The sequence below is a fragment of the Pseudonocardia sp. D17 genome (assembly GCF_036984265.1).
GTDB classification, from domain to species: Bacteria; Actinomycetota; Actinomycetes; order Mycobacteriales; family Pseudonocardiaceae; genus Pseudonocardia; species Pseudonocardia benzenivorans.
Genome location: NZ_BPRG01000033.1, coordinates 12,908 through 33,631, shown reverse-complemented (window position 1 = coordinate 33,631; position 20,724 = coordinate 12,908). Strand labels below are relative to the sequence as shown.

Annotated in this window: 18 protein-coding genes; 12 read left to right on the top strand and 6 right to left on the bottom strand. The window is 74.9% G+C overall.

Translation table 11 applies throughout. The features are described from left to right. Nucleotides 1-160: 160 nt before the first annotated feature. Together PSD17_RS04720 and PSD17_RS04715 are read left to right on the top strand one after the other, a co-directional pair. Complete coding sequence (locus PSD17_RS04720) at nt 161-1,444, top strand: chloride channel protein (protein WP_339121771.1); 1,284 nt, start codon at nt 161-163, stop codon at nt 1,442-1,444. 234 nt (nt 1,445-1,678) lie between these two features. Next, on the top strand, nt 1,679-2,194 hold the full coding sequence (locus PSD17_RS04715; protein ID WP_041760184.1) for a DoxX family protein: 516 nt from the start codon (nt 1,679-1,681) through the stop codon (nt 2,192-2,194). Between the two features lie 96 nt (nt 2,195-2,290). Here the strand turns inward: PSD17_RS04715 and PSD17_RS04710 are convergent, their stop codons facing one another. Next, nucleotides 2,291-3,385, bottom strand: coding sequence for a sensor histidine kinase (locus tag PSD17_RS04710; RefSeq protein ID WP_339121769.1), 1,095 nt, complete (start codon nt 3,383-3,385; stop codon nt 2,291-2,293). Between the two features lie 11 nt (nt 3,386-3,396). Then, nucleotides 3,397-4,128: a response regulator transcription factor gene (locus PSD17_RS04705; protein WP_339121768.1), complete on the bottom strand. Its 732-nt coding sequence runs from the start codon at nt 4,126-4,128 to the stop codon at nt 3,397-3,399. Between the two features lie 89 nt (nt 4,129-4,217). On the opposite strand from PSD17_RS04705, the gene PSD17_RS04700 reads away from it, so the two are divergent. Together PSD17_RS04700 and PSD17_RS04695 are read left to right on the top strand one after the other, a co-directional pair. Then, nucleotides 4,218-4,877 (top strand): M15 family metallopeptidase, encoded by a 660-nt coding sequence (locus PSD17_RS04700; RefSeq protein WP_339121766.1) that lies wholly within the window; start codon nt 4,218-4,220, stop codon nt 4,875-4,877. After that, nucleotides 4,874-5,824: an endonuclease/exonuclease/phosphatase family protein gene (locus PSD17_RS04695; RefSeq protein ID WP_013678385.1), complete on the top strand. Its 951-nt coding sequence runs from the start codon at nt 4,874-4,876 to the stop codon at nt 5,822-5,824. Before PSD17_RS04700 ends, PSD17_RS04695 begins: the two co-directional genes overlap by 4 nt. A gap of 80 nt (nt 5,825-5,904) precedes the next feature. Here the strand turns inward: PSD17_RS04695 and PSD17_RS04690 are convergent, their stop codons facing one another. Further along, nucleotides 5,905-6,180, bottom strand: coding sequence for a DUF4242 domain-containing protein (locus PSD17_RS04690; RefSeq protein WP_339121764.1), 276 nt, complete (start codon nt 6,178-6,180; stop codon nt 5,905-5,907). Nucleotides 6,181-6,518: 338 nt separating this feature from the next. Here PSD17_RS04690 and PSD17_RS04685 point away from each other — a divergent pair, with 338 nt between their 5' ends. Both PSD17_RS04685 and PSD17_RS04680 read left to right on the top strand, forming a co-directional pair. Beyond that, entirely contained in the window at nt 6,519-7,394 is an 876-nt protein-coding gene (locus tag PSD17_RS04685; protein WP_339121762.1) for a class I SAM-dependent methyltransferase, read from the top strand. Between the two features lie 30 nt (nt 7,395-7,424). Beyond that, nucleotides 7,425-7,976 (top strand): DUF5698 domain-containing protein, encoded by a 552-nt coding sequence (locus tag PSD17_RS04680; RefSeq protein ID WP_013678382.1) that lies wholly within the window; start codon nt 7,425-7,427, stop codon nt 7,974-7,976. On the opposite strand, the gene PSD17_RS04675 is transcribed toward PSD17_RS04680, so the two are convergent. Together PSD17_RS04675 and PSD17_RS04670 are read right to left on the bottom strand one after the other, a co-directional pair. Beyond that, nucleotides 7,963-10,527 (bottom strand): AAA family ATPase, encoded by a 2,565-nt coding sequence (locus PSD17_RS04675; protein ID WP_339121760.1) that lies wholly within the window; start codon nt 10,525-10,527, stop codon nt 7,963-7,965. The genes PSD17_RS04680 and PSD17_RS04675 overlap by 14 nt on opposite strands. A gap of 86 nt (nt 10,528-10,613) precedes the next feature. Continuing rightward, nucleotides 10,614-13,286, bottom strand: coding sequence for a helix-turn-helix transcriptional regulator (locus PSD17_RS04670; RefSeq protein WP_339121758.1), 2,673 nt, complete (start codon nt 13,284-13,286; stop codon nt 10,614-10,616). An 83-nt stretch (nt 13,287-13,369) separates the two neighbouring features. Here PSD17_RS04670 and PSD17_RS04665 point away from each other — a divergent pair, with 83 nt between their 5' ends. The 6 genes from PSD17_RS04665 to PSD17_RS04640 all read left to right on the top strand — a co-directional run bounded on the left by PSD17_RS04665 (nt 13,370) and on the right by PSD17_RS04640 (nt 20,075). Beyond that, nucleotides 13,370-13,579 (top strand): heavy-metal-associated domain-containing protein, encoded by a 210-nt coding sequence (locus PSD17_RS04665; RefSeq protein WP_013678380.1) that lies wholly within the window; start codon nt 13,370-13,372, stop codon nt 13,577-13,579. Beyond that, nucleotides 13,576-14,619 (top strand): flavin-containing monooxygenase, encoded by a 1,044-nt coding sequence (locus PSD17_RS04660; RefSeq protein WP_013678379.1) that lies wholly within the window; start codon nt 13,576-13,578, stop codon nt 14,617-14,619. Before PSD17_RS04665 ends, PSD17_RS04660 begins: the two co-directional genes overlap by 4 nt. Further along, on the top strand, nt 14,616-17,735 hold the full coding sequence (locus tag PSD17_RS04655; protein ID WP_339121756.1) for a heavy metal translocating P-type ATPase: 3,120 nt from the start codon (nt 14,616-14,618) through the stop codon (nt 17,733-17,735). The genes PSD17_RS04660 and PSD17_RS04655 overlap by 4 nt, the downstream gene beginning before the upstream one ends. Continuing rightward, a complete protein-coding gene (locus PSD17_RS04650; RefSeq protein ID WP_339121754.1) occupies nt 17,732-18,595 on the top strand; it encodes an ABC transporter ATP-binding protein in 864 nt (287 codons plus the stop codon). The genes PSD17_RS04655 and PSD17_RS04650 overlap by 4 nt, the downstream gene beginning before the upstream one ends. A gap of 25 nt (nt 18,596-18,620) precedes the next feature. Beyond that, on the top strand, nt 18,621-19,370 hold the full coding sequence (locus tag PSD17_RS04645) for a hypothetical protein (RefSeq protein WP_339121753.1): 750 nt from the start codon (nt 18,621-18,623) through the stop codon (nt 19,368-19,370). Nucleotides 19,371-19,484: 114 nt separating this feature from the next. Beyond that, a complete protein-coding gene (locus PSD17_RS04640) occupies nt 19,485-20,075 on the top strand; it encodes a TetR/AcrR family transcriptional regulator (protein ID WP_013678375.1) in 591 nt (196 codons plus the stop codon). 16 nt (nt 20,076-20,091) lie between these two features. Here PSD17_RS04640 and PSD17_RS04635 read toward each other — a convergent pair whose 3' ends face one another. Continuing rightward, nucleotides 20,092-20,715: a TetR/AcrR family transcriptional regulator gene (locus tag PSD17_RS04635; RefSeq protein WP_339121751.1), complete on the bottom strand. Its 624-nt coding sequence runs from the start codon at nt 20,713-20,715 to the stop codon at nt 20,092-20,094. Between the last annotated feature and the right edge of the window lie 9 nt (nt 20,716-20,724).

The window sequence follows — 20,724 nt, the reverse complement described above, 5'->3', positions numbered from 1 at the left end:
TCGACCCACTCTTGTGGCCGCGGGCAGCCGACCGAAAGTCGACTGCACCATTCCGGGGCTGCCGGAAAACGTCCGGTGCCGACAAGGGCCCGCCCGGGAATCTGACCGACGCCGAAGGAGCCGAGCGCGATGACATCGGGTAAGGTCCGCGATGAGTGCGATGTCTGATTCCGTGCCGGCGCCGCCGTTCACCCAGAATCGCGAGTTCTGGGTCCTCGTGGGATACGGAATCGCGCTCGGCGTCTTCGGTGCGTTCGTCAGCCTCGTGTTCATGGGTGTGATCGATCTCGGGGGGCGCTGGTACGACGATTCGAATCACGGCTGGTTCGGGGGCCACTGGTGGTGGGTGGGGGTCACCGCGGCGGCCGGGCTGGTCGTCGGCGTGCTGCGCCGGCTACTGCGGCTGCCCGAGCAGCTCCCCGGTCTGATCACCGACCTGCAGGAGGGGAAGGTCGACCCGCGACTGGTACCGGGGGTCACGCTCGTCTCGGCCGTGTCGCTGATCGGCGGGGCGAGCCTGGGCCCGGAGAAGGCCCTCGGCACCATCGGGGGCGGGGCGGGGAGCTGGATCTCCCGGCGACGCCGGCTCAACGACGAGGACTCGCAGCTCAACACCCTGTCCGGGTTCGCAGGAGCCTACGGCGGGCTGTTCTCCAGCACGGTCATCGTGGTCATGTTCATCATGGAGCTCGCCCGCCCCGGTGGGCAGCGGTTCGGCAAGGCACTCGTCGGGCAGATCGTCGCGTCGAGCGTCTCGTTCGGCGTCTACTTCGCCATCGCCGGTGCGGTGTTCCTGGACGCCTACCGGGTGCCGCAGTACGGGTACGAGGACTGGCAGCTGCTGGCCGGGGTCGCGCTGGGCCTGTTCGCGGTGGTCGTCGTTGCGCTGCTGGTGGCGATCATGCAGCTGGTCTCGCGGGTGTTCGAGACGGTGAAGCTCCCCGGCGTCGTCCGGACCACGCTCGGCGGGACCCTCTTCGGGGTCGTCGGTGTGATCCTGCCGCTGACGATGTTCACCGGCAGCGACCAGCTCGGGACCGTGCTCGACGGTGCGGGGACCCTGGGCATCGGGCTGCTGATCGTCCTGGTCCTCGCCAAGCAGTTCACGTTCGCGGTGAGCCAGGCGAGCGGGTTCATCGGGGGGCCGATCTTCCCGGCGTTGTTCATCGGCGGAACCGCCGGGGTCCTCGTCCACGAGGTGCTGCCGGGCATGCCGCTGGGCCTGGCCTTCACGTGCCTGCTCGCGGCCGTGCCGGGTGCACTCGCACCGGCCCCGTTCTCGATGGTGCTGCTCACCGCGTTCGTGACACAGATCGGCGCGCTGCAGACCGCGCCGGTCCTGATCGCCGTGGTCACCGCGTTCCTGGCGACGGAAGCGGTGAAGTACGTCGTCGCCCGCCGCCGGGCCGATGCTGCCGAGGGGAGCCCGCCGACGGCCACGTGAGCTTCGGGGGCGCGCGAGCGGTGCGCGTCGCTCACCTGGGCCGACGTCGAGCACCCGGGCCCGACCGCTCGGCCGCGTGACCACGGTCCACCGGCCCGTTGCTGCGCGCACGCGCCCGTCCGGTCCGACCACGCGGTGTGACGCTCGCGACGAACCCGGTCGTCCGGTGGTGGAGGTCCTGACAACATGGATCTTTCGCCCGACCGGGCGGACGACGAGAGCGTGAGGACTTCGATGGGCGCTGGGCATGTGCGTGCTGTGGGTGGCGACGTCGCGAGCGCGGTGTTGCGGGTGGCGATCGGCGGGACCATGATCGCCCACGGGTACAAGCACGGGACCAGCCTCGAGGGCACCGCACGGTGGTTCGGGTCGATCGGCTTCCGGAACCCCGCGCTGCAGGCGCGCGCCAGCGCGGCCGTGGAGATCGGGTCCGGTGCGCTGCTCCTCGCGGGCGCGGCGACGCCGCTCGCGGCTGCTGCCGTCGTCGGGACGATGGCCGTCGCGGCGCGCAGCGTGCACGCGCGCAACGGCTTCTTCATCACCGCCGAGGGCTGGGAGTACGTCACGAACCTCGCCGCGGGTGCCGTCGCACTGGCCGGGATCGGGCCGGGACGGCTCAGCGTCGACCATGCCGTCGGCCTCGACCGGCGGGTCGGCGGCGGACGGGCGGCCGCGCTCGCGGCGACACTCGGGCTGGCCGGGGCGGCCACGCAGCTGGCCACCTTCTGGCGGAAGCCGGAAACCCGGTAGCCCGCGCCGCGCGCGGCGCACCGCCCCGTCGGCGACGGGCGGGGACCCCGTGCGCCCGGGTGACCGGCAGCGGTCCCGGGCCCCGTCGTCACGGGATCACGCGGCCCTCGCGGGTAGCCGTACCGCGACGCCCAGCCCGCCGGCGGCCAACGGGACGAGCGTGAGCGTGCCGCCGTGCGCGTCGCAGATGCTCCTGGCGATCGCGAGGCCGAGACCGACGCCCGGGTGGTCGGCGCGGACGCGTTCGGTGCCGCGTTGGAACGGCTCGGTGAGAGTGGACACGAGGTCGGGGGCGAGCCTGTCGCCGGTGTTCTCCACGGTGAGCGTCACCCCGTCGGGCTCGGCGCGGGTCACGACCTGCACGCTGCCGTGGGCGGGCAGGTTGTGGACGATCGCGTTGTGGACGAGGTTCGTCGTCAGCTGCAGCAGGAGCGCGGGGGAGCCCGTCGTCGGGGCGGCCGCGGCGTCGGCGGTGACGGTGACGCCACGCTCGTCGGCGAGGGGCAGGAGCGTCTCGACGGCTTCCTCCGCGACGAGCGACAGGTCGAGGGGTTCGTCGTCGAAGGACCTCTGGTCGGCTCGGCTCAGGACGAGCAGTGCCTCGGTGAGGTCGATGGCCCGTGCGTTGACGGCGTGCAGCCGGTCGACGAGCAGACCCGTGTCGTGGTCCGGGTCCTTGCGGGCCACGTCGAGGAGCGTCTGGGTGATCGCCAGCGGGGTGCGCAGCTCGTGGGAGGCGTTGGCCGCGAACCGTCGCTGTTCGGCGACGTGCGCGTCGAGCTGCGCGACCATCGCGTCGAACGCGTCGGCGAGGTCGCGGAACTCGTCGCTGCGGCCCGGTAGCCGGATCCGGTGCGAGAGCGATCCGCGCGCCACCGCGCGGGTGGCCTCGGTGATCCGGTTGAGCGGGGCCAGCATGCGGCCGGCGAGCACCCACCCACCGACGAGGCCGAAGACCAGCAGGAAGGCCATGACCGCGGCCGCCGCGGTGCCGAAGACCGCGGGACCGAAGCTGGCGGGCTCGATGATCCGCGGCAGGTTGTCGAGGTTGGGCACGAGGAAGCGGAGGCGGACGTCCCGCAGCAGGAAGATCCACACCACCCCGAGGAGCAGGACACCCGCGAGCACGAGGAACGCCGCGTAGCTCAGGGTGAGCTTCAGACGAACGCTGAGTCCCGGCGTCCTCTGCATACCGCGTCCCCTCAGCTCCGGGTGTCGTCTGCTCGCTCCGGCAAGCTGCGCTCGGTGTCGTCTGCTCGCTCCGGCAAGCTGCGCTCGGTGTCGATCCGGTAGCCGACGCCCGTGACCGTGGCGATGATCGGCGGGTCGCCGAGGCGCTTGCGCAGCGCCGAGACGGTGATGCGGACGGCGTTGGTGAACGGGTCGGCGTTCTCGTCCCACGCCCGCTCCAGCAGCTCCTCCGCGCTGACGACGCCGCCGTCGGCGGAGACGAGGACCTCGAGCACGGCGAACTGCTTGCGCGTGAGCGCCACGTAGCGACCGTCGCGGAAGACCTCGCGCCGGAACGGGTCCAACCGCAGCCCGGCGACCTCCCGCACGGGCGGCCTGCTGCGCGTGCGCCTGCGGTCGAGCGCCCGGAGCCGGAGCACGAGCTCACGCAGGTGGAACGGCTTCGTGAGGTAGTCGTCGGCACCGAGGCCGAAGCCGCTGGCCTTGTCGTCGAGCCGGTCGGCGGCGGTGAGCATCAGGATGGGCGTGCCGCTCCCGGAGGCGACGATGTGCGCGGCGACCTCGTCGCCGGAGCGGCCGGGGACGTCGCGGTCGAGGACCGCGATGTCGTAGGCGTTGACGCTGAGCAGCTCCAGGGCGGTGTCGCCGTCCCCCGCGATGTCACCGGCTATCGCCTCCAGGCGCAGACCGTCGCGGATGGCCTCGGCCAGCAGGGGCTCGTCCTCGACGATCAGTACGCGCACAAGATCCCGATGCTACGAGCCGGGACGTATCGTCGGCATATCGAGATCCAGATACGCGCCGGCAACACGACGCGGTCTTGCCTGGAGGCATGACCTACCCCGGACCCGCACGAACATCCGAGCGCCCACCCCGGCCGGGGACCGTCACCGCGGCCGTCCTCGTCGTCGTGGTGGTCGTCCTCGGTGTCGTGTCGCTGGTCGTGACCGACGGCGCCGCGTCCGATGCGTCCGCGCGACCGTCGCGTGCCACCGGCCCCGTGGCCGACGTCCCGCGCGGGTCCCCTCCGGACGCGGCCGCCGACGAGGACGACGGCGTCGTCCCCGACGGCACGACGATCTTCGACGACGTACCGGCGGTCGCGAGGCTCGATCCGGGGCTGCTCGCGTCCGTCCGGCGGGCTGCGGCGGACGCCGGGCGCAGCGGGATCGGGTTCTCCGTCAACAGCGGCTGGCGTTCACCGCGGTACCAGGAGCAGCTGCTGCGCGAGGCCGTCGCCACGTACGGTTCCGAACGGGAGGCCGCGCGGTGGGTCGCCACCGCGGACACCTCGCCGCACGTGTCGGGCGACGCCGTCGACATCGGCCCGGCCGAGTCCGCGGCATGGCTGTCCGCGCACGGCGCCGGGTACGGGCTGTGCCGGGTCTATCGCAACGAGCCGTGGCACTTCGAGCTGCGTCCCGCCGCCGTCCACAGTGGCTGCCCGCCGCTCTACGCCGACCCCACGGACGACCCGAGGATGCGGGAATGACCGCCGTCCTCACACGCAGCGCCGGCGGGACGTGGCGACGCGGCCGGGTCGTCGCGACGCTCGCGCTGCTGCTGGGTCTCGTGCTCATGCTGCACGCGTGGGTGCCGAACCGGGTGGGGAACCTCGGCAGCCTGGTGGAGACGTTCCTGCCGTGGTTCGGGCTCTTCGTGCCCCTGCTGGCGATCGGGGCGCTGCGCGCCCGATCCGCCGCCGCCGGCGTCGCCCTGCTGCTCCCGGTCGTCGTGTGGCTGAGCCTCTTCGGCGGGTTGCTGATCGACAAGTCGCACCCGGGCGGTGGTCTTCGGGTCGTCACGCACAACGTCGACGCTGCCAACACGGACGCGGCCGGCACGGCCCGTGACCTGGTCTCCTCGGGCGCGGACCTGCTGGCACTCGAGGAGCTGACCCCGAAGGCGCTCCCCACCTACGAGCACGAGCTGGCGGCGGCGTACCCGTTCCACACGGTGCAGGGCACGGTCGGACTGTGGAGCAGGCTGCCGCTGTCGGACGTGCGGCCGGTCGACGTCGCCATGGACACGACCCGGGCGCTGCGCGCCACGGTGACCACGGACCACGGCCCGCTCGCCGTGTACGTCGCGCATCTCGGGTCGGTGCGGGTGTTCCCCCGCAACGGCTTCTGGACGGAGAGCCGCAACGCCGGTGTACAGACGCTCGCCGAGGCCGTCGCCGCCGAGCCCGACCAGCGGGTGGTGCTGCTCGGGGACCTGAACGGCACGATGGACGACCGCGCGTTCGCCGGCCTCACCTCACGGCTGCGACCGGCCCAGGAGGCCGCCGGACAGGGGTTCGGCTTCACGTGGCCGTCGGCGTTCCCCGTCGTGCGGTCCGACCAGATCCTGGTCCGTGGTGTGACGGCGCAGGCGTCGTGGGTGCTGCCGTCGACCGGCAGCGACCACCGGCCGGTCGGTGCCGAGGTCGCGTGGTGAGTCCTCGGCCGCAGGCCGCGCACGGACGGCAGGGCCGGGTCCGGTCACACGTCGGGTGACCGGTCCCGGCATCCGCGCCGTCACTCCGTCGCCGTCGCCGGCCCGAACCGGTCGGCGATCTCGACGACGACGTCCGCCGGGAAGCCCCCGCGTCGCGCGTGCTCCCGCACGGTCTCGGCGTCCTCGGCCTCGTGCACGCAGTAGATCTTGTCGCCGGCCACGTAGCTGAAGTTCCACGTGTAGTCGGTGTCCAGACCGTCCACGACCGCATTGGACGTGCGGGCGATGTCGCGCAGCTGCTCGCGCGTGAGCTGTGCGGCGCCGGGGATGTTGCGCTCGATCAGGAAGGTGGGCATGACGGGCTCCGCCCCCTCTGGGTGTCGGGTGGGTTCGTGAGCAGGCCGGATGGTCCAGCCGTGCGCGGCGACCGTCGCTGTGGCGACCATCGCCGCTCACGACCAGAACGGTAGGAGCGCGACCCCAGCGGCCACGTCGGAGGATCTCCCCATCCTTCGTCGCGGACCACCCACGTCCGGGCCGGGTCCCTACCCCCGGCCCGGGAACCCCTCCCGGCATGGGTGGTCCCCGACGAGATGGGGGTGTTCCTCCCGACGAACCCCGGGGTCGGCGCTCCTAGCGTCCCGGACATCGCGACCCGCGCCACGACGGGTCGACCGAGCCGAGGAGAACGACGATGACCCCTACGACGACCCCGACGACGACCCCGACGACGACCCCGACGACGACCGACACGATCGACGACCGCGCCCTCAAGGCGCGCCACCGCGCCATGTGGGCGCTCGGTGACTACCCCCGGGTCGCGGCCGAGCTGATCGCGGAGCTCGGCCCCGCGCTGGTGTCGGCCGCCGGCGTGCGAGCCGGGGACCGGGTGCTCGACGTGGCGGCGGGAACCGGCAACGCGGCAGTTCCGGCGGCGCTGACCGGTGCCCGGGTCGTCGCCGTCGACCTGACCCCCGAGCTCTTTGCGGCCGGGCGGGCGTTCGCCGCCCGGCACGGGGTGACGGTCGAGTGGGACGAGGGCGACGCCGAGGCGCTGCCCTACCCCGACGGGGCGTTCGACGTCGTCCTGTCGTGCGTGGGTGCGATGTTCGCGCCGCACCATCAACAGGCCGTGGACGAGTTGGTCAGGGCGTGCCGCCCCGGTGGCACGATCGCCCTGCTGAACTGGACGAGCGACGGGTTCGTCGGGGAGCTGTTCCGCGCGCTGGGGCCCTACGCCGCGCCGCCGCCGACGGGTGCGCTCTCCCCGGTCCGGTGGGGCGACGACCGCTACGTCCGCAGGCTGCTCGGCGACCGCGTCACCGACGTCGCGGCGACGCCGGGGGTGCTCCGCGTCGACCGGTTCCCGACCCCGCAGGCCTGGCGCGACCACTGGAAGACCGTCGACGGGCCCACCATCGCGACCTACCGTGCGCTCGGCGCCGACCCCGACGAGGTCGCGGCGCTGGACCGGGACCTCGCCGCGGTCGCCACCCGCTTCGACCGGGGCACGTCCGGAACGGTCCTGCCGTGGGAGTACCGCATCCACACCGCCCGCAGGGTCGGCTGACCCCGCCCGCGGCGGGGGGAGGAGATCGACATGTGGACCACGGTAGGTCAGCCGGTGCTCATCGCCGTGCTGGTCGTTCTCGAGGTGGGTGTGTGGCAGGTCCGGATGACGGTGGCGGCGCGCGGACGAAAACGGGCGGCCGCGGCGCTCGGGGCGCTCAACGCCGTCATCCAGGTCGTCGCGCTCGGTCAGGTGGTCACCAACCTCGACCGGCCCGCGAACATCGCCGGCTACGCGATCGGTGTCGCGATCGGTGTCTACCTGGGGGTGGCGGTCGGTGGCCGGCTCGCGGGCGACCCGGTCGAGCACCGCGTCGTCGTCCCCGGCGACGGCGTGCCGCTCGCCACCCTGTTGCGCGACCGCGGCTGGCCGGTGACGATCCAGCCCGCGCTCGGCCACGACGGACCGGCCGCCGCGCTGACCGTGGTCGTGGACGGCCCGCGGTCCACGGAGGTCGAGCGCGACCTCGCGCGGATCGGCCACGACGGCCTCCACACGAGCAGCCTGCTGCGGACGGCCCGGTGGGTGCCGTCGCCGGCAGGGCGCGGTACGTCGGGCGGCGCGCGACTCAGGTCCGCGTGACCGCCGGCCCGCCGGCGATGCCCAGCCGGCGGGCCGCAGCCGCCGCCTCGGCGCGGGAGCCGACCCCGAGCTTCGCCAGGATCGCCGACACGTGGTGGTCGGTGGTCTTCGGCGAGATCACCAGCCGCGACGCGATCTGGCCGTTGCTCAACCCGTCGACGAGCAGTTCCAGCACGTCGAGCTGGCGGGCGGTCAGCCCGGCCGGGTTGGCACGGGTGGCCGGCAGCCGGCCGCGCGGGACGCTGCTGACCCCCGAGGCCCGCAGCCGGGCCCTGACCAGCGCGGCGACCGGCTTGGCCGCCAGCTCGTCGAGCAGCGGGAGCGCGGCGAGCAGGTCGTCGGTCGATCCGGCGTCCCACAGCTCCAGCGCGCGGTCGTACGGCCGGTCCGCATCCGCCGGCTGCGGCGCCGCGGCCGGGACGTCCCCGCACTGCTGCACGTCGCTGTCGGCCAGGCGGCGTGCCCACAGCCCCACCGCGGACAGGGTGGTCGGCCGGCCGGTGTACTCCCGGGTGAACAGGTCGGTGACCAGAGGGTCCCGGAGCCGGTCGTCGGGTCGGCGCGTGATCCAGGCGTTCTCCATCAGGGCCGCCGCGGCCGGCGCGACCATGTTGGGGCTGTCGAGCCGGCGCACCAGGCGCCACAGCTCGTCGAGGTGCGGGTTGGCCGCCGGAGCGTCCCGCCGGGCCAGGAGCAGCGCCAGCACCAGGTGCGGCCAGAGCTGGCTGAGCGGTAGGTCGAAGGAGCGCAGCACGGTGCGCGCGTCCTGCTCGGCCTCGTCCCACCGGCCCTGCAGCAGGCGCAGCCTGGCACGCACGCCCAGCTGGTACGCCGTGCAGATCGGGGTGTCGCGCTGCTCGCTGATGCGCAGCGCGTCCGCCACCGATTCCTCGGCCACCGCGAGGCGGCCCTGCTCGACGTCGAAGCTGCACAGGTTGCTCATCGGGGTGGTCGCGAGGTCGTCGAGCCGGTGCCGCAGCCCCACGTCGGTGGCGGCGAGCAGGTCGGCCCGGCCGCGGACGTCGCCGTCGACGAGACGCGCCACCGCGATCCCGACCGCCGCGGTGCTGCTGAGCACCGGGTCCCCGCCGAGCTCGGCGGCGATCTCGGCGGCCTGCGCACCGGAACGCCGCGCCGCGACCGCGTCCCCGCGCCACGCCGCGAGGAACGCCTGGCGGGAGAGCGCGAAGCCGAACGCGCGACGGTCGTCGACACCCGCGAGGATCTCGATCGCGGCCTCGGCGTGCCGCTCGGCGAGCGCGCGGTCGGCCGCGTACCAGGCGTACCCCGCGAGCGCGGTGTGGCCGATGCCGACCGCGACCTGTTCACCCAGCTCGCGCCGCACCTCCAGGGCCTGCTCCCTGGCCGCGATCGCCTCCCGCAACCGGTCGGTCAGGTAGAGGTCGAGCGAGATGCTCTCCAACAGGGCCGCCCGCACGACCGCCTGCTCCGGCCCGGTGTGTGCGAGCGCGGCCTCGTAGAAGGCGACGGCCTCGCGGTGCGCCCCGGACCGCGACGCCTCGGTGGCCGCGGCCGGCGCGTAGCGCAGCACCCGTTCGACGTCACCGGCGGCGACCGAGTGGTGCGCCAGCGCGCTCGCGTCGCCGTCGACGGCCTCCAGCGCCGCGATCATCTCCGCGTGCAGCGCCGGCTCCGTGCCCGGGACGGCCGCGTCGAGCACCGCGGAGCGGGCGATCTCGTGGCGGAACGCGACGCCGCGCCCCCGCCGGTCGACCAGACCGGTCGCGGCGAGGCCGGCCACCGTCGCCGCCGACATCCCCAGCGCGGTGAGCACCTCGCCGCTCACCGGCTCGGGCGCGCACGAGAGCAGCTCGAGGCAGTGCCGGGCCTGCGGATCCAGGCCGGCGGCCCGCGCGAGCACGGCGCCCCGGACGTTCTCCGGCAGCGGTGAGTGCGGCTGGGCGAGGATCTGGCTGACGAAGAACGGGTTGCCCGCGGTGCGGCGGTGCACCCCGGCCGGGTCGAGGCCGTGGCCCTCGACGAGCTCGGCGACGGCGGCCCGGGTGAGCGGCGCGAGCTGCAGCCTGCGCGTGCCCGGGGCCGAGACAAGATCGCCCAGTACGGCGCTCAGCGGATGGTCGACGCCGAGCGAGTCCCGGTAGGAGAGCACGAGCACGAGCGGCAGCGCGCGGATCCGGCGGGCGAGGAACCGGACGAGGTCGAGTGTCGCCTCGTCGGCCCAGTGCAGATCCTCGACGACGAGGACCCGCGGCCGCGTCCGCAGCGCCTCCAGGACCGCGGCGAAGATCTCGTGCTGGGCGGCGCTGCCGCGCAGCAGGGCGGGCAGCGCAGGGTCGAGCTCGCCCGCGACGTCGCGCAACGGACCCAACGGCCGGGGTGTGCTCAGCGAGTCGCACATCCCCCACAGCACCGGCAGCGCCCGGGTCCGCTCGGCGAAGGCGCGCAGCAGGACGGTCTTGCCGATCCCCCCGTCGCCGGCGACCAGCACCACCCCACCCGGCCCGGACGGGTCGGGGCGCGCTGCCTCCTCGAGCACCGCGAGGAGGTTCTCGCGCTCCAGGAGTCGCATCCGGCCAGCGTACGAGGGTCGGGCCCGGTCCGGAACACGATCGTGTCGACGCGACCGCTCCTCCCCGGGCAGCGCGGGGGACGTGCTCAGGACAGCGCCAGGCCGCCGAGCTCACGGCGCGAGCTGATCCCGGTCTTGGTGAAGATGTTGCGCAGATGGAAGTCGACGGTTCGGGGGCTGACGAACAGCTGCGCGGCGACGTCGCGGTTCGCCATCCCCTCGGCCACGAGCTTCGCGACCTGGAGCTCCGTGGGGGTCAGCCGGACGGTCTCGGCGCCGGTCCGCCGGCGCGCGGTCGCACCCGAGGCGCGCAGCTCGCGCCGGGCGAGGTCGTACCAGGTCCGCGCGCCGAGGGCGTCGAAGGCCTCCATGGCGGCGCGCAGGTGCCCGCGGGCGTCGACCCGCCTGCCCGCCCGGCGGAGGTGTTCGCCGTAGGCCAGCCGGGTGCGGGCGGCGTCGAACGGCCGGGTGGACCGTGCGTGCAGGTCGACCGCCCGGTCGAAATGGGCGGTGTCTCCCGTGAGGAGGGCGCGGCCGTGGGCGGCGACGGCCGCGGCCCAGACCGAACCCGTCCCCTCGGCGAAGTGCTCGAGCTCGGCGGTCCACTCGGCGAGCGGGCCGTCGGCGGCCGAGGCGGCCTCCAGCCGGTCGACGGCGGCGCTGCGCGCGACCATGCTCGGGCCCAGCCGGCCGAGCCGGGCGAGCGCCGTCGGGGTGCGGACGCCTGCCAGCTGCGCGCGGGCCCAGTCGAGCAGGTCCCGGACGGTGGTCGCCACCGTCCCGAGCGAGAGGGCTGCGGCGGTCTCGCCGATCCGGTCGAGGTCGGCCTCCGAACCGTTGCCGCACAACGCGTCGAGCAACGCGAGCTGGGCCTCGGGGAAGCTCTGCAGTTCGGGGCGTCCGGTGGCCCGCGCGATCTCCACGGCCTCGGACAGCGAGGTGCGGGCGGCGGTCCAGCGGCCCGCCGGGACCTCGGCCAGCGCCCGCCGGGTGAGCGCGTACAGCACGATGACCGTGGCGCCCGCGCTGCGGGCGTCGGCCAGCAGCCGGTCGTGCAGGCGCAGGGCGTCGTCGTCGGCCTGGAGGTGGAGCGCCGCGATCCCGAGGTTGGGCAGGACGTCGACGTCACCCGGCGGTATCGCGTGGGCGAAGCCGATCGCGGTCTGCAGCGCGGGGGCGGCGCGGCCCCAGTCCGCCGCGGGGATGGCGTGCAGGCCGTTCAGCAGCGCGTCGACGCACCGGTCGCGGGCCGGCGCGTCCGGGGCGGCACCGGGCACGACGGTCGTGGGGTCGATGCCGGAGTGCGCGCCCACCGTCGCGAGCCCGGCGCCGAGCACGGCGAGCTCGCGGGCCCGGGACGGGTCGAGGTCCGCGAGGCCCTGCGCCGCCTCCAGCACCATGCGCTGTCCGACGTCGAGCGACCGGGTGTTCCATTCGGTGCGGGCCCGGGCGGCCAGGGTCTCGGCGTGCAGGACCGGGTCGTCGATCTCGGCCAGGGCCCGGTCGGCGAGGTCGGCCGCGGTCTGCGGCCGCCCGGCGAGCCACGCCGCCAGCGCGGCCTTCGCCCGCCGGGCACCACGGACGGCGGGATCGGGGGTCAGGTCGGCGGCACGGGCGAACGCGGCCGCCGCCCCGCTGTGCCCACCTCGGGCGCGGGCCCGCTCGCCGGCCTCGACCAGCGCCGCGGCGGCGGTCTCGTCCGTGCCGTCCGCGGCCGCGGCGAGGTGCCACGCCCGGCGCTGCGGGTCGGTGACGACCTCGGCGAGTGCGCGGTGGGCCCGACGACGCTCGGTGGCCGTCGCGCCCGCGTAGACGGCGGACCGGACCAGCGGGTGCCGCAGCACGATCTCGCCGGCCGCCGTCGTGAACAGCCCCGTCCGCTCGGCCGCCTCGAACGCCGCCGCGGGAAGGCCGGACCGGGTCGTCGCCTTCTCGACCACGGCCACGTCGCCGGTGTCGTCCGCGGCGACCAGCAGGAGGACGGCGGCGGCGTCGGGATCCAGGTCGCGGGCCCGGTCGAGGAACGCCGCCTCCACCCGGGCCGACAACGGCAGCAGTCCCGGGAGGTCGGTGGCGCCGGAGAGCTGGTCGGGGCCCAGCGTCGTCGGCAGCTCGGCGAGGGCCAGCGGATTGCCGCCGGTCTGGGCGAGCACGACGTCGAGCACCGCGTCGGGCACCGGGGCCCCCGCGCGCTCGGCGAGGACGGCGGACGCGGCCGCGCGGTCGAGGCCGGCCAGGGGCAGCACCGGGAGCTCGGCGGGATCGAACCCGGACTGCTCGCGGGCGGCGAACAGCAGCGCCACCGGGTCGTCGGCCAGCCGGCGCGCGACGAACAGCAGCGCGGCGGCGGTCTCGTCGTCGAGCCAGTGCGCGTCGTCGACCACCAGCAGGAGCGGCTGCTCGGCGGCCGCCTCGGCGACCAGGCTCAGCGCGCCGAGGTAGACCAGGTAGGGGTCGGGTGCGTCGTCCTCCTCCCCGAATGCGGCGCGCAGCGCGCGGGCCTGCCGGGCGGGCAGCCGGCCCATGTGGTGGCGCAGCGGGCGCAGCAGCCGGTGCAGGGCGGCGAAGGCCAGCGGCGACTCCGCCTCGACCCCCTGGGTGCGCAGCACCCGCAGCCCGTCCAGCGGGCTCGCGGCCAGCAGCGCCGACTTGCCCGCGCCCGGCGCTCCGAGCACCACCAACGCCCCGCCGCGGCCGGCGAGCGCGTGCTGCTGCAGCTCGGCGAGCGCGGCCTGCTCGTCGTCCCGGCCGTACAGCACCTGGCGAGCTTATCGCCGGGTTCGTCCGATCCCGGCGATTGCACCGGCGCGATGCCGGTGGTGCGGGCGGCAGCGTTGGCCGCATGACGACGAGCACCACCCTCCATATCGACGGACTGAACTGCGCCAACTGCGTCGCCGCCGTCCGGGCCGAGCTGCTGGCCGTGCCCGGCGTGCTCGATGTCGAGGTCGACCTGCCCACGGGGCGGGTCTCGGTCATGGCGACCGGCCCACTCGACGCCGACTCGGTCGAGGTGGCGGTCTACGAGGCAGGACACGAGGTGGCCCGGTGAACCCGCTGGACGTCGCCGTCGTCGGCGGTGGGCAGGCCGGCCTCGCGATGGCCTGGCACCTGCGCCGCCGGGGCCTGAACTGCACCGTCCTCGACGCGGGCGAGCCCGGGGGGAGCTGGGCGGCGCGGTGGGACTCGCTGCGCCTGTTCACCCCGGCCCGCTACGACGGGCTGCCCGGGATGCCGTTCCCCGGCGACCCCGACCGGCACCCGACGAAGGACGAGGTCGCCGCCTACCTGCGGAGCTACGCGGCCACGTTCGACCTGCCGGTCCGCTCCGGGCACCGGGTCACCGAGCTGCGCCGCGACGCGGCCGGGTTCGCGCTCGACGGCGCGGGCGAGACGATTCTCGCCCGCCAGGTCGTCGTCGCGACCGGCCCGTTCCAGACACCGTGGGTCCCCGCCCTCGCCGAGGGCCTGTCACCTCGGGTCGCGCAGCTGCACAGCGCGGAGTACCGCCGTCCCGACGATCTCCGGGACGGCCCGGTGCTCGTGGTCGGCGGCGGCAACTCCGGCCGTCAGATCGCGCTGGAGCTGGCCCGTACCCGGCGGGTGGACCTGGCCGTCGGGAGCCGCGCCGCGGTGGTCCCGCAGACCGTGCTCGGCCGCGACCTGTTCTGGTGGCTCACCCGGTCCGGGCTGGTCACGGCGTCCGGCGACTCCGTACTCGGCCGCCGGATGCGGGCCCGCGGCGAGCTCGTCGTGGGCACGTCCGACGCCCGGCTCCGGGAGGCCGGGGTGACACTGCGCGGGCGGGTCACCGGCGCGGCCGGGACCGCGGTCACCGTCGACGACACCGTGCTCGAGGTCGACACCGTCGTGTGGGCGACCGGCTACCGGCGCGACGACTCGTGGATCACGATCCCCGGCGCGCTCGAGCACCGGCGGCGGGGCGAGACCGCGGTCCCGGGGCTGTACGTGCTGGGGCTGCCGTGGTTGCACAGCCGCGGCTCGGCGCTGCTCGGGTTCGTCGGCGCCGACGCCGCGCACCTCGCCGAGCGGATCGCCGCCCGCGACGCCCGGACGGGGGTCCCCCGGTGAGCGCGCCGACCCTCACCGTCGAGACGCTCCGCGTCACCGGCATGACCTGCGCGTCCTGCGTCGGGCGGGTCGAGAAGGCGTTGCGCCGGGTGGACGGGGTGGCCGACGCGCGGGTGAACCTGGCCACCGGCACCGCGACCGTCGAGCACACCGCCGTCGACCCGGCCGCGCTGGTCGCGTCGGTGGAGCGGGCGGGGTACGGCGTCGCGGTCGCCGATCCGCGGCCCGCGCAGACCGAGCCGGACGGGCCCGAGCCCGCCCTGCCCTGGGTGGTCGCCCTGACCGCCGGGCTCGCGCTGATGGTCCTGATGTACGTTCCGCTGTCCGTCGACGCGATGGACCCGCTGATGCCGGCCCTGCTCGCGGTCGCGACGGTGGTGCAGTTCTGGGTGGGACGGCCGATCTACCGCGCCGCGGTCGCCGCGGCCCGCCACCGCACCGTCACGATGGACACGCTCGTCGCGCTGGGCACCCTGATCGCGTACGGCTACAGCGCCTTCGTGACGCTGTGGCCCGGCCAGGCCGAGCGGTGGGGCCTCCCGCTGCACGTGTACTTCGAGACCTCGCTCGTGGTCGTGGCCCTCGTGCTGCTCGGCCGGTGGCTGGAGGCCCGCGCCAAGGGCCGGACCGTCGCCGCCGTCGCGGCACTGACCCGGCTCGCTCCGCCGACGGCTCGGGTCGTCAGGGACGGCCGCGAGTTCGAGGCCCCGGTCGCCGACGTGGTCCGCGGCGACGTCGTCCGGGTCCGGCCGGGGGACCGGGTGCCGGTCGACGGCGTGGTCGTCGAGGGCGGGTCGAGCGTCGACGAGAGCATGCTCACCGGGGAGAGCAGGCCTGTCCCGAAGGCCGAGGGCGACCAGGTCATCGGCTCGACCCTCAACGGCACCGGGACGCTGCTCGTCCGGGCCACCGCGGTCGGGTCCGACTCCACGCTCGCCCAGATCGTGCGCCTGGTCGAGGACGCGCAGGGCTCGTCGGCGCCGGTTCAACGGCTCGTCGACCGGGTGGCGACGTGGTTCGTCCCGACGGTGCTGCTGGCCGCGGCCGCGACCTTCACGGTGTGGGCGCTGACGGGCCCGTTGACCCTCGCCATCGGCACCGGGATCGCCGTGCTGATCATCGCGTGTCCGTGTGCGCTCGGGCTGGCCACTCCGATGGCGGTCATGGTCGCCGCGGGCCGGGCGGCGGAGCTGGGCATCCTGGTCTCGGGCGCCGAGGCGCTGGAGACCGCGACCCGGGTCGACACGGTCGTGCTCGACAAGACCGGGACGATCACCGAGGGCAGGCCGGTCGTGACCGAGGTGCGGCCCGTCGGCAGGACCGCCGACGAGCTGCTCGCGCTGGCCGCGGCCGTCGAGACCGGTAGCGAGCACCCGCTCGCCGCGGCGGTCGTCGCCGCACACGACGGGCCCGTCCGGCCGGTCGTCGGGTTCGAGGCCGTCCCCGGCTGCGGGGTGTCGGGGACGGTCGACGGCCGGCACGTCCGGATCGGCACGGCCCGCTGGGTCGGGGTGCCGGCCGAGCAGACCGAGGGGACCGCGCTGCACGTCACGGTCGACGGGCGGGCCGCCGGCACGATCGTCGTCGCGGACGCCGTGCGGCGCGGCGCGGCCGAGGCCGTCGCGCAACTGCGGGCCCTCGGTCTGCAGGTCGTCATGCTGACCGGCGACTCCGCCGCGGTCGCGCAGGCGGTCGCCCGCGAGGTCGGCATCGACCGTGTGGTCGCCGAGGTGCTGCCCGCCCAGAAGGCGGACCGGATCGCGGCGTTGCAGGCGCAGGGGCGCGTCGTCGCGATGGTCGGGGACGGTGTCAACGACGCCCCCGCGCTGGCCACCGCCGACCTCGGTGTCGCGATCGGCACGGGCAGCGACGTCGCGCTCGCGGCCTCCGACGTGACGCTGGTCGGCGGGGACCTGCGCGGGCTGGTCTCGGCGATCGCCCTGTCGCGGCGCACCGTCGCCACCATCCGGCAGGGCCTGACCTGGGCGTTCCTCTACAACGTGGCGCTGATCCCGGTGGCGGCCGGCGCGCTGTACTGGGCGGACGGGCTGCTGCTCGACCCGGTACTCGCGGCCGCGGCCATGGCGATGAGCTCGGTCAGCGTCGTCACCAACGCCCTGCGGTTGCGCGGGTTCCGCCGGCCCGGGTCGGCACAGGAGATCCTGCGGCCGTCGCTGCGGGAACGGACCGGCCGGTGGAGCCACTTCGCCGCCGTCGCCGCCGTGGCGCTGCTGGTCGGCGCGGGGCTCACGGCACTCTCCCGGACCGACGCCGCCCGCCGCGGCATGAACGGCACCCTGGCCTGGAGCCAGGCGGTCGGCATGCCGATGCGCACCGACATGAGCGTGATGATGGCGGCCGACGTCGAACCGGTCGACGCGCACCGCGCCGGGCTCGACGTGGACATCAGCGCGCCCGGGGCCCGGGCGGGCGTCCCCACGCGGGTGACCGTGCGGGTCACGGCGGACGGGGCGCCGGTCGACGACATCGCGCTGAGCCACGAGGCCTGGACGCACCTCATCGTCACCCGCTCCGACCTGGGCACCTTCGCGCACGTCCATCCCGTGCCGACCGGGGTGCCCGGCGAGCTGGCCGTCGACGTCGTGTTCCCGACCGGCGGCAGCTACGCGCTGCACGCCGAGTTCCGCAGGCAGGGCGAGCTGGCGTCGGTCCTGGCCCGGTCCGAGGTGGACGTCGCCGGGGACCCGGTCGAGCAGGAGCGGGTGCTCCCGGGGCCGCGTGAGACCGTCGTCGACGGGGTCCGCGTCGGTCTGCGCGGGGACGTCGTCGCCGGCGAGGCGAGCGACCTCACCGTGACCCTCGCCGACGCCGCCACCGGCCGGCCGCTCGACGACCTGCAGCCCTACCTGGCGGCGCCCGCGCACGTCGTCACGCTGCGGGCCGACGGCCGCGGCTTCGCGCACGGCCACGCCGAGGTGATCGACGCCGACGGGGATCCCGTCCTCGCCACCCCGGGGACCCGCTACGGGCCGGAGCTCGGCTTCCACCCCCGCCTGCCCGCCCCGGGCACCTACCGGATGTGGGTCCAGGTCCGCGTCGCGGACGGCCGCGTCCTCACCGCCCCGTTCACCGTAACCGCCGAGGAGCACCGATGATCACCGTGCAGGGACTCACCAAGAGGTACGACGACCGCACCGTCGTCGACGACGTCACCTTCCGTTGCGAGCCGGGCACCGTCACGGGGTTCCTCGGCCCGAACGGTGCCGGCAAGAGCACGACCTTGCGAATCCTCGCGGGTCTGGCCGCGCCGAGCGCGGGGACGGCGTCGATCGACGGCCGGACCGTCCGGCAGCTGCCGAACCCGGCCGCCGTGGTCGGCGCCCTGCTCGACGCCTCGGCGGTCCATCCCGGACGCACCGGCCGCGGCCACCTGCGGCTGCTGGCCGAGGTGATCGGGGTGCCGCGCGGGCGGGTCGACGAGCTGCTCGACGTGGTCGGGCTGACCGGAGCCGCCGGCCGCCGGATCGGCGGCTACTCCCTCGGCATGCGTCAGCGGCTCGGGATCGCCGCCGCCCTCCTCGCCGACCCGCCGGTGCTGATCTTCGACGAGCCCGCGAACGGGCTCGACCCCGAGGGCATCCGCTGGCTGCGCGGGTTGCTGCGCGGCCACGCCGACCGCGGCGGCACCGTCCTGCTGTCGAGCCACCTGCTCGCCGAGGTCGAGCACACGGTCGACCACCTCGTCGTCATCGGGGGCGGGCGGCTGGTCGCCGACGCACCCATCGACGAGCTGCTCGCCGCGGACGTGACCGTCGTCCGCGCCGTCGATCCCGCCGCCCTGGCCACGGACCTGCGGCGGGCCGGCCATCCCGTCGAACGCGACGGCGACCGGCTCACGGTCGGCGGCACCCCCGCCGAGGTCGGCGCCGTCGCGGCCCGCTGCGGGCACGCACTCGTCGACCTGCGGCCCGTCGGCCGCGACCTCGAAGACCTGTTCTTCCAGCTCACCGCCTGATCACCTGTCCGACACGGAGGACCTGATGGCCCTGCAGACCCTCGCCCGCCCCGATGCCCGCCTCGCCGGCTCCGCCCCCGGTCTCGGCCGGCTCGTCCGGGTGGAGCTGGGCAAGTCCCTGTCGACCCGCTCCGGACAGGCCGTTCTCGCCGCGACGGCGCTCCTGGCCCCGCACTGGGTGCCCGTCCTCGTCCTGACCGGCGGGGACGTCTCCGACCCGCCCCGGCTCCTCGCCGAGCTCGGCGCGTTGACCGCCCTGCTCGTGCTGTCGCTCGGGGTGCTGAGCAGCGCGGGCGAGACCACGCACCGGACGGCGCTGGGCACCTACCTCGCCGTGCCGCGGCGGGGACGGGTCCTCGCGGCGAAGACGCTCGCGCTCGCCCAGCTCGGCGCGTACGCGACCGCCACGGGCGTCGTCACCTCGGCCGCGATCCTCGCCGTCCTCGGCGTCCCGGTCCCGCTCGGGCCGACCGCGGTGGTCGCGGCGGTGGCGACCCTCGGCGGCGCGGCGTTCGCCGTGACCGGGGTCGGGATCGGTGCCGCGATCGCACACACGCCCGCGGCGCTGACGGGCAGCTACCTCGTCCTGTTCCTCACCCCGCCGCTGCTGCACGGCGTCTGGCCCGCGGCGGTCGAGGCCGTGGACCCGCGGCAGGCGGTCATCCTGCTGGCGACCACGACACCGTCCGCCGGGCCGGTCGTCACCCTGCTCGCGTGGGTCGTCGGGCCGCTGGCCGTCGGGTTCCTGATCCTGACGCGGCGCGACATCGCCTGAGTCCGCTCGGGCCGCTCGGGCGGTGCCGGTGCGACCGTGTTCGCGGACGAGCCGCCGCATCGCGCCGGGACGCCCTACGCTGCACGTGGAAGCTCTGCGCTGGGGGTAGGTCGCATGACGGCACGAGACGACCGTGGCCGCAACGGCACCGAGCGGATCCGTGAGGCTGCGTACGAGCTGTTCACGCGCCACGGTGTCCGCGCGGTCGGCGTCGACACGGTCGTCGAGCACGCCGGGGCGGCGAAGATGACGCTGTACCGCAACTTCGCCTCGAAGGAGGAGCTGATCCTCGACTTCCTCCGGCGCCGTGAGGAGATCTGGACCGAGAGCTGGCTGCAGGCGACGACCCGGTCACGGACCGAGCTGCCGGGCGGTCGTCTCCTCGCGATCTTCGACCTCTTCGACGAGTGGTTCGGCCGCGACGACTTCGAGGGGTGTTCCTTCCTCACCACCATGATCGAGGTGCACGATCCCCGCGACCCCGTCCACCAGGCGAGCGTCCACCATCTCGCCCGGATCCGCGCGTACCTGCGTGAGCTCGCGGCGGCGGCGGGTATCGACGACCCGGACACCTTCGCCCGCCAGTGGCACATCCTGATGAAGGGCTCGATCATGGCGGCCCACGAGGGCGACCGGGGAGCCGCCCGGGCGGCTCGGGAGGTCGGCAGGACGATGTTGGTCGCCCACGGCGTCGCCGTCGAGTGACGCGCGGAGACGACGGTCAGCCGGAAGACATCCCGCCGACGGCGTCGTCGATCAGTCTCACCGCGAGTTCGCGGGCGTCCTCGAACGGGTGCGCGTCGTTGACGGACGTGGCGAGGGCGCGCGCGCCCTCGAAGAGGACAGCGAGTTGGCGTCCGAGGGCCTCGGGATTCTCGGCTCCGGCGGCGTCCGCGGTGGCGATGAGATTCGCAATCAGTTCTCGCTTGTGACGCTCGACGAAGGCGGCAGCGTCCGCCATGCCGCCCGCCGCCTCGACCGCTGTGTTGTGGAACGGGCACCCGCGTAGCACCGGCCCGGCCAGAGCATCTCCCGCGGGCGTGGCGAACAGCGCGATCAGACGGTCGCGTGGCTCGAGGTCGTCTCGCGTGAGGACGGTCTCGATCTCGGCAGGCCCGTTCGGATCGGACTCGAGTCGTTCCAGATAGGCGCTGACGAGAGCTTCCTTGCTCGGGAAGTGCTGGTAAAGGGTGCGCGTGGAGACGTGCGCGACCTCGGTCACCTTCGCGATCCCTGTCGCATGAATGCCGTCGCGGGCGAAGAGCTCGACACTGGCCTTCAGGATCCGTTCCCGCGCCCCGCGCCCACCTCGCTTCGTGGGCCCGGCCTCCGGTGTGGTGCTCATCGCCTAAGT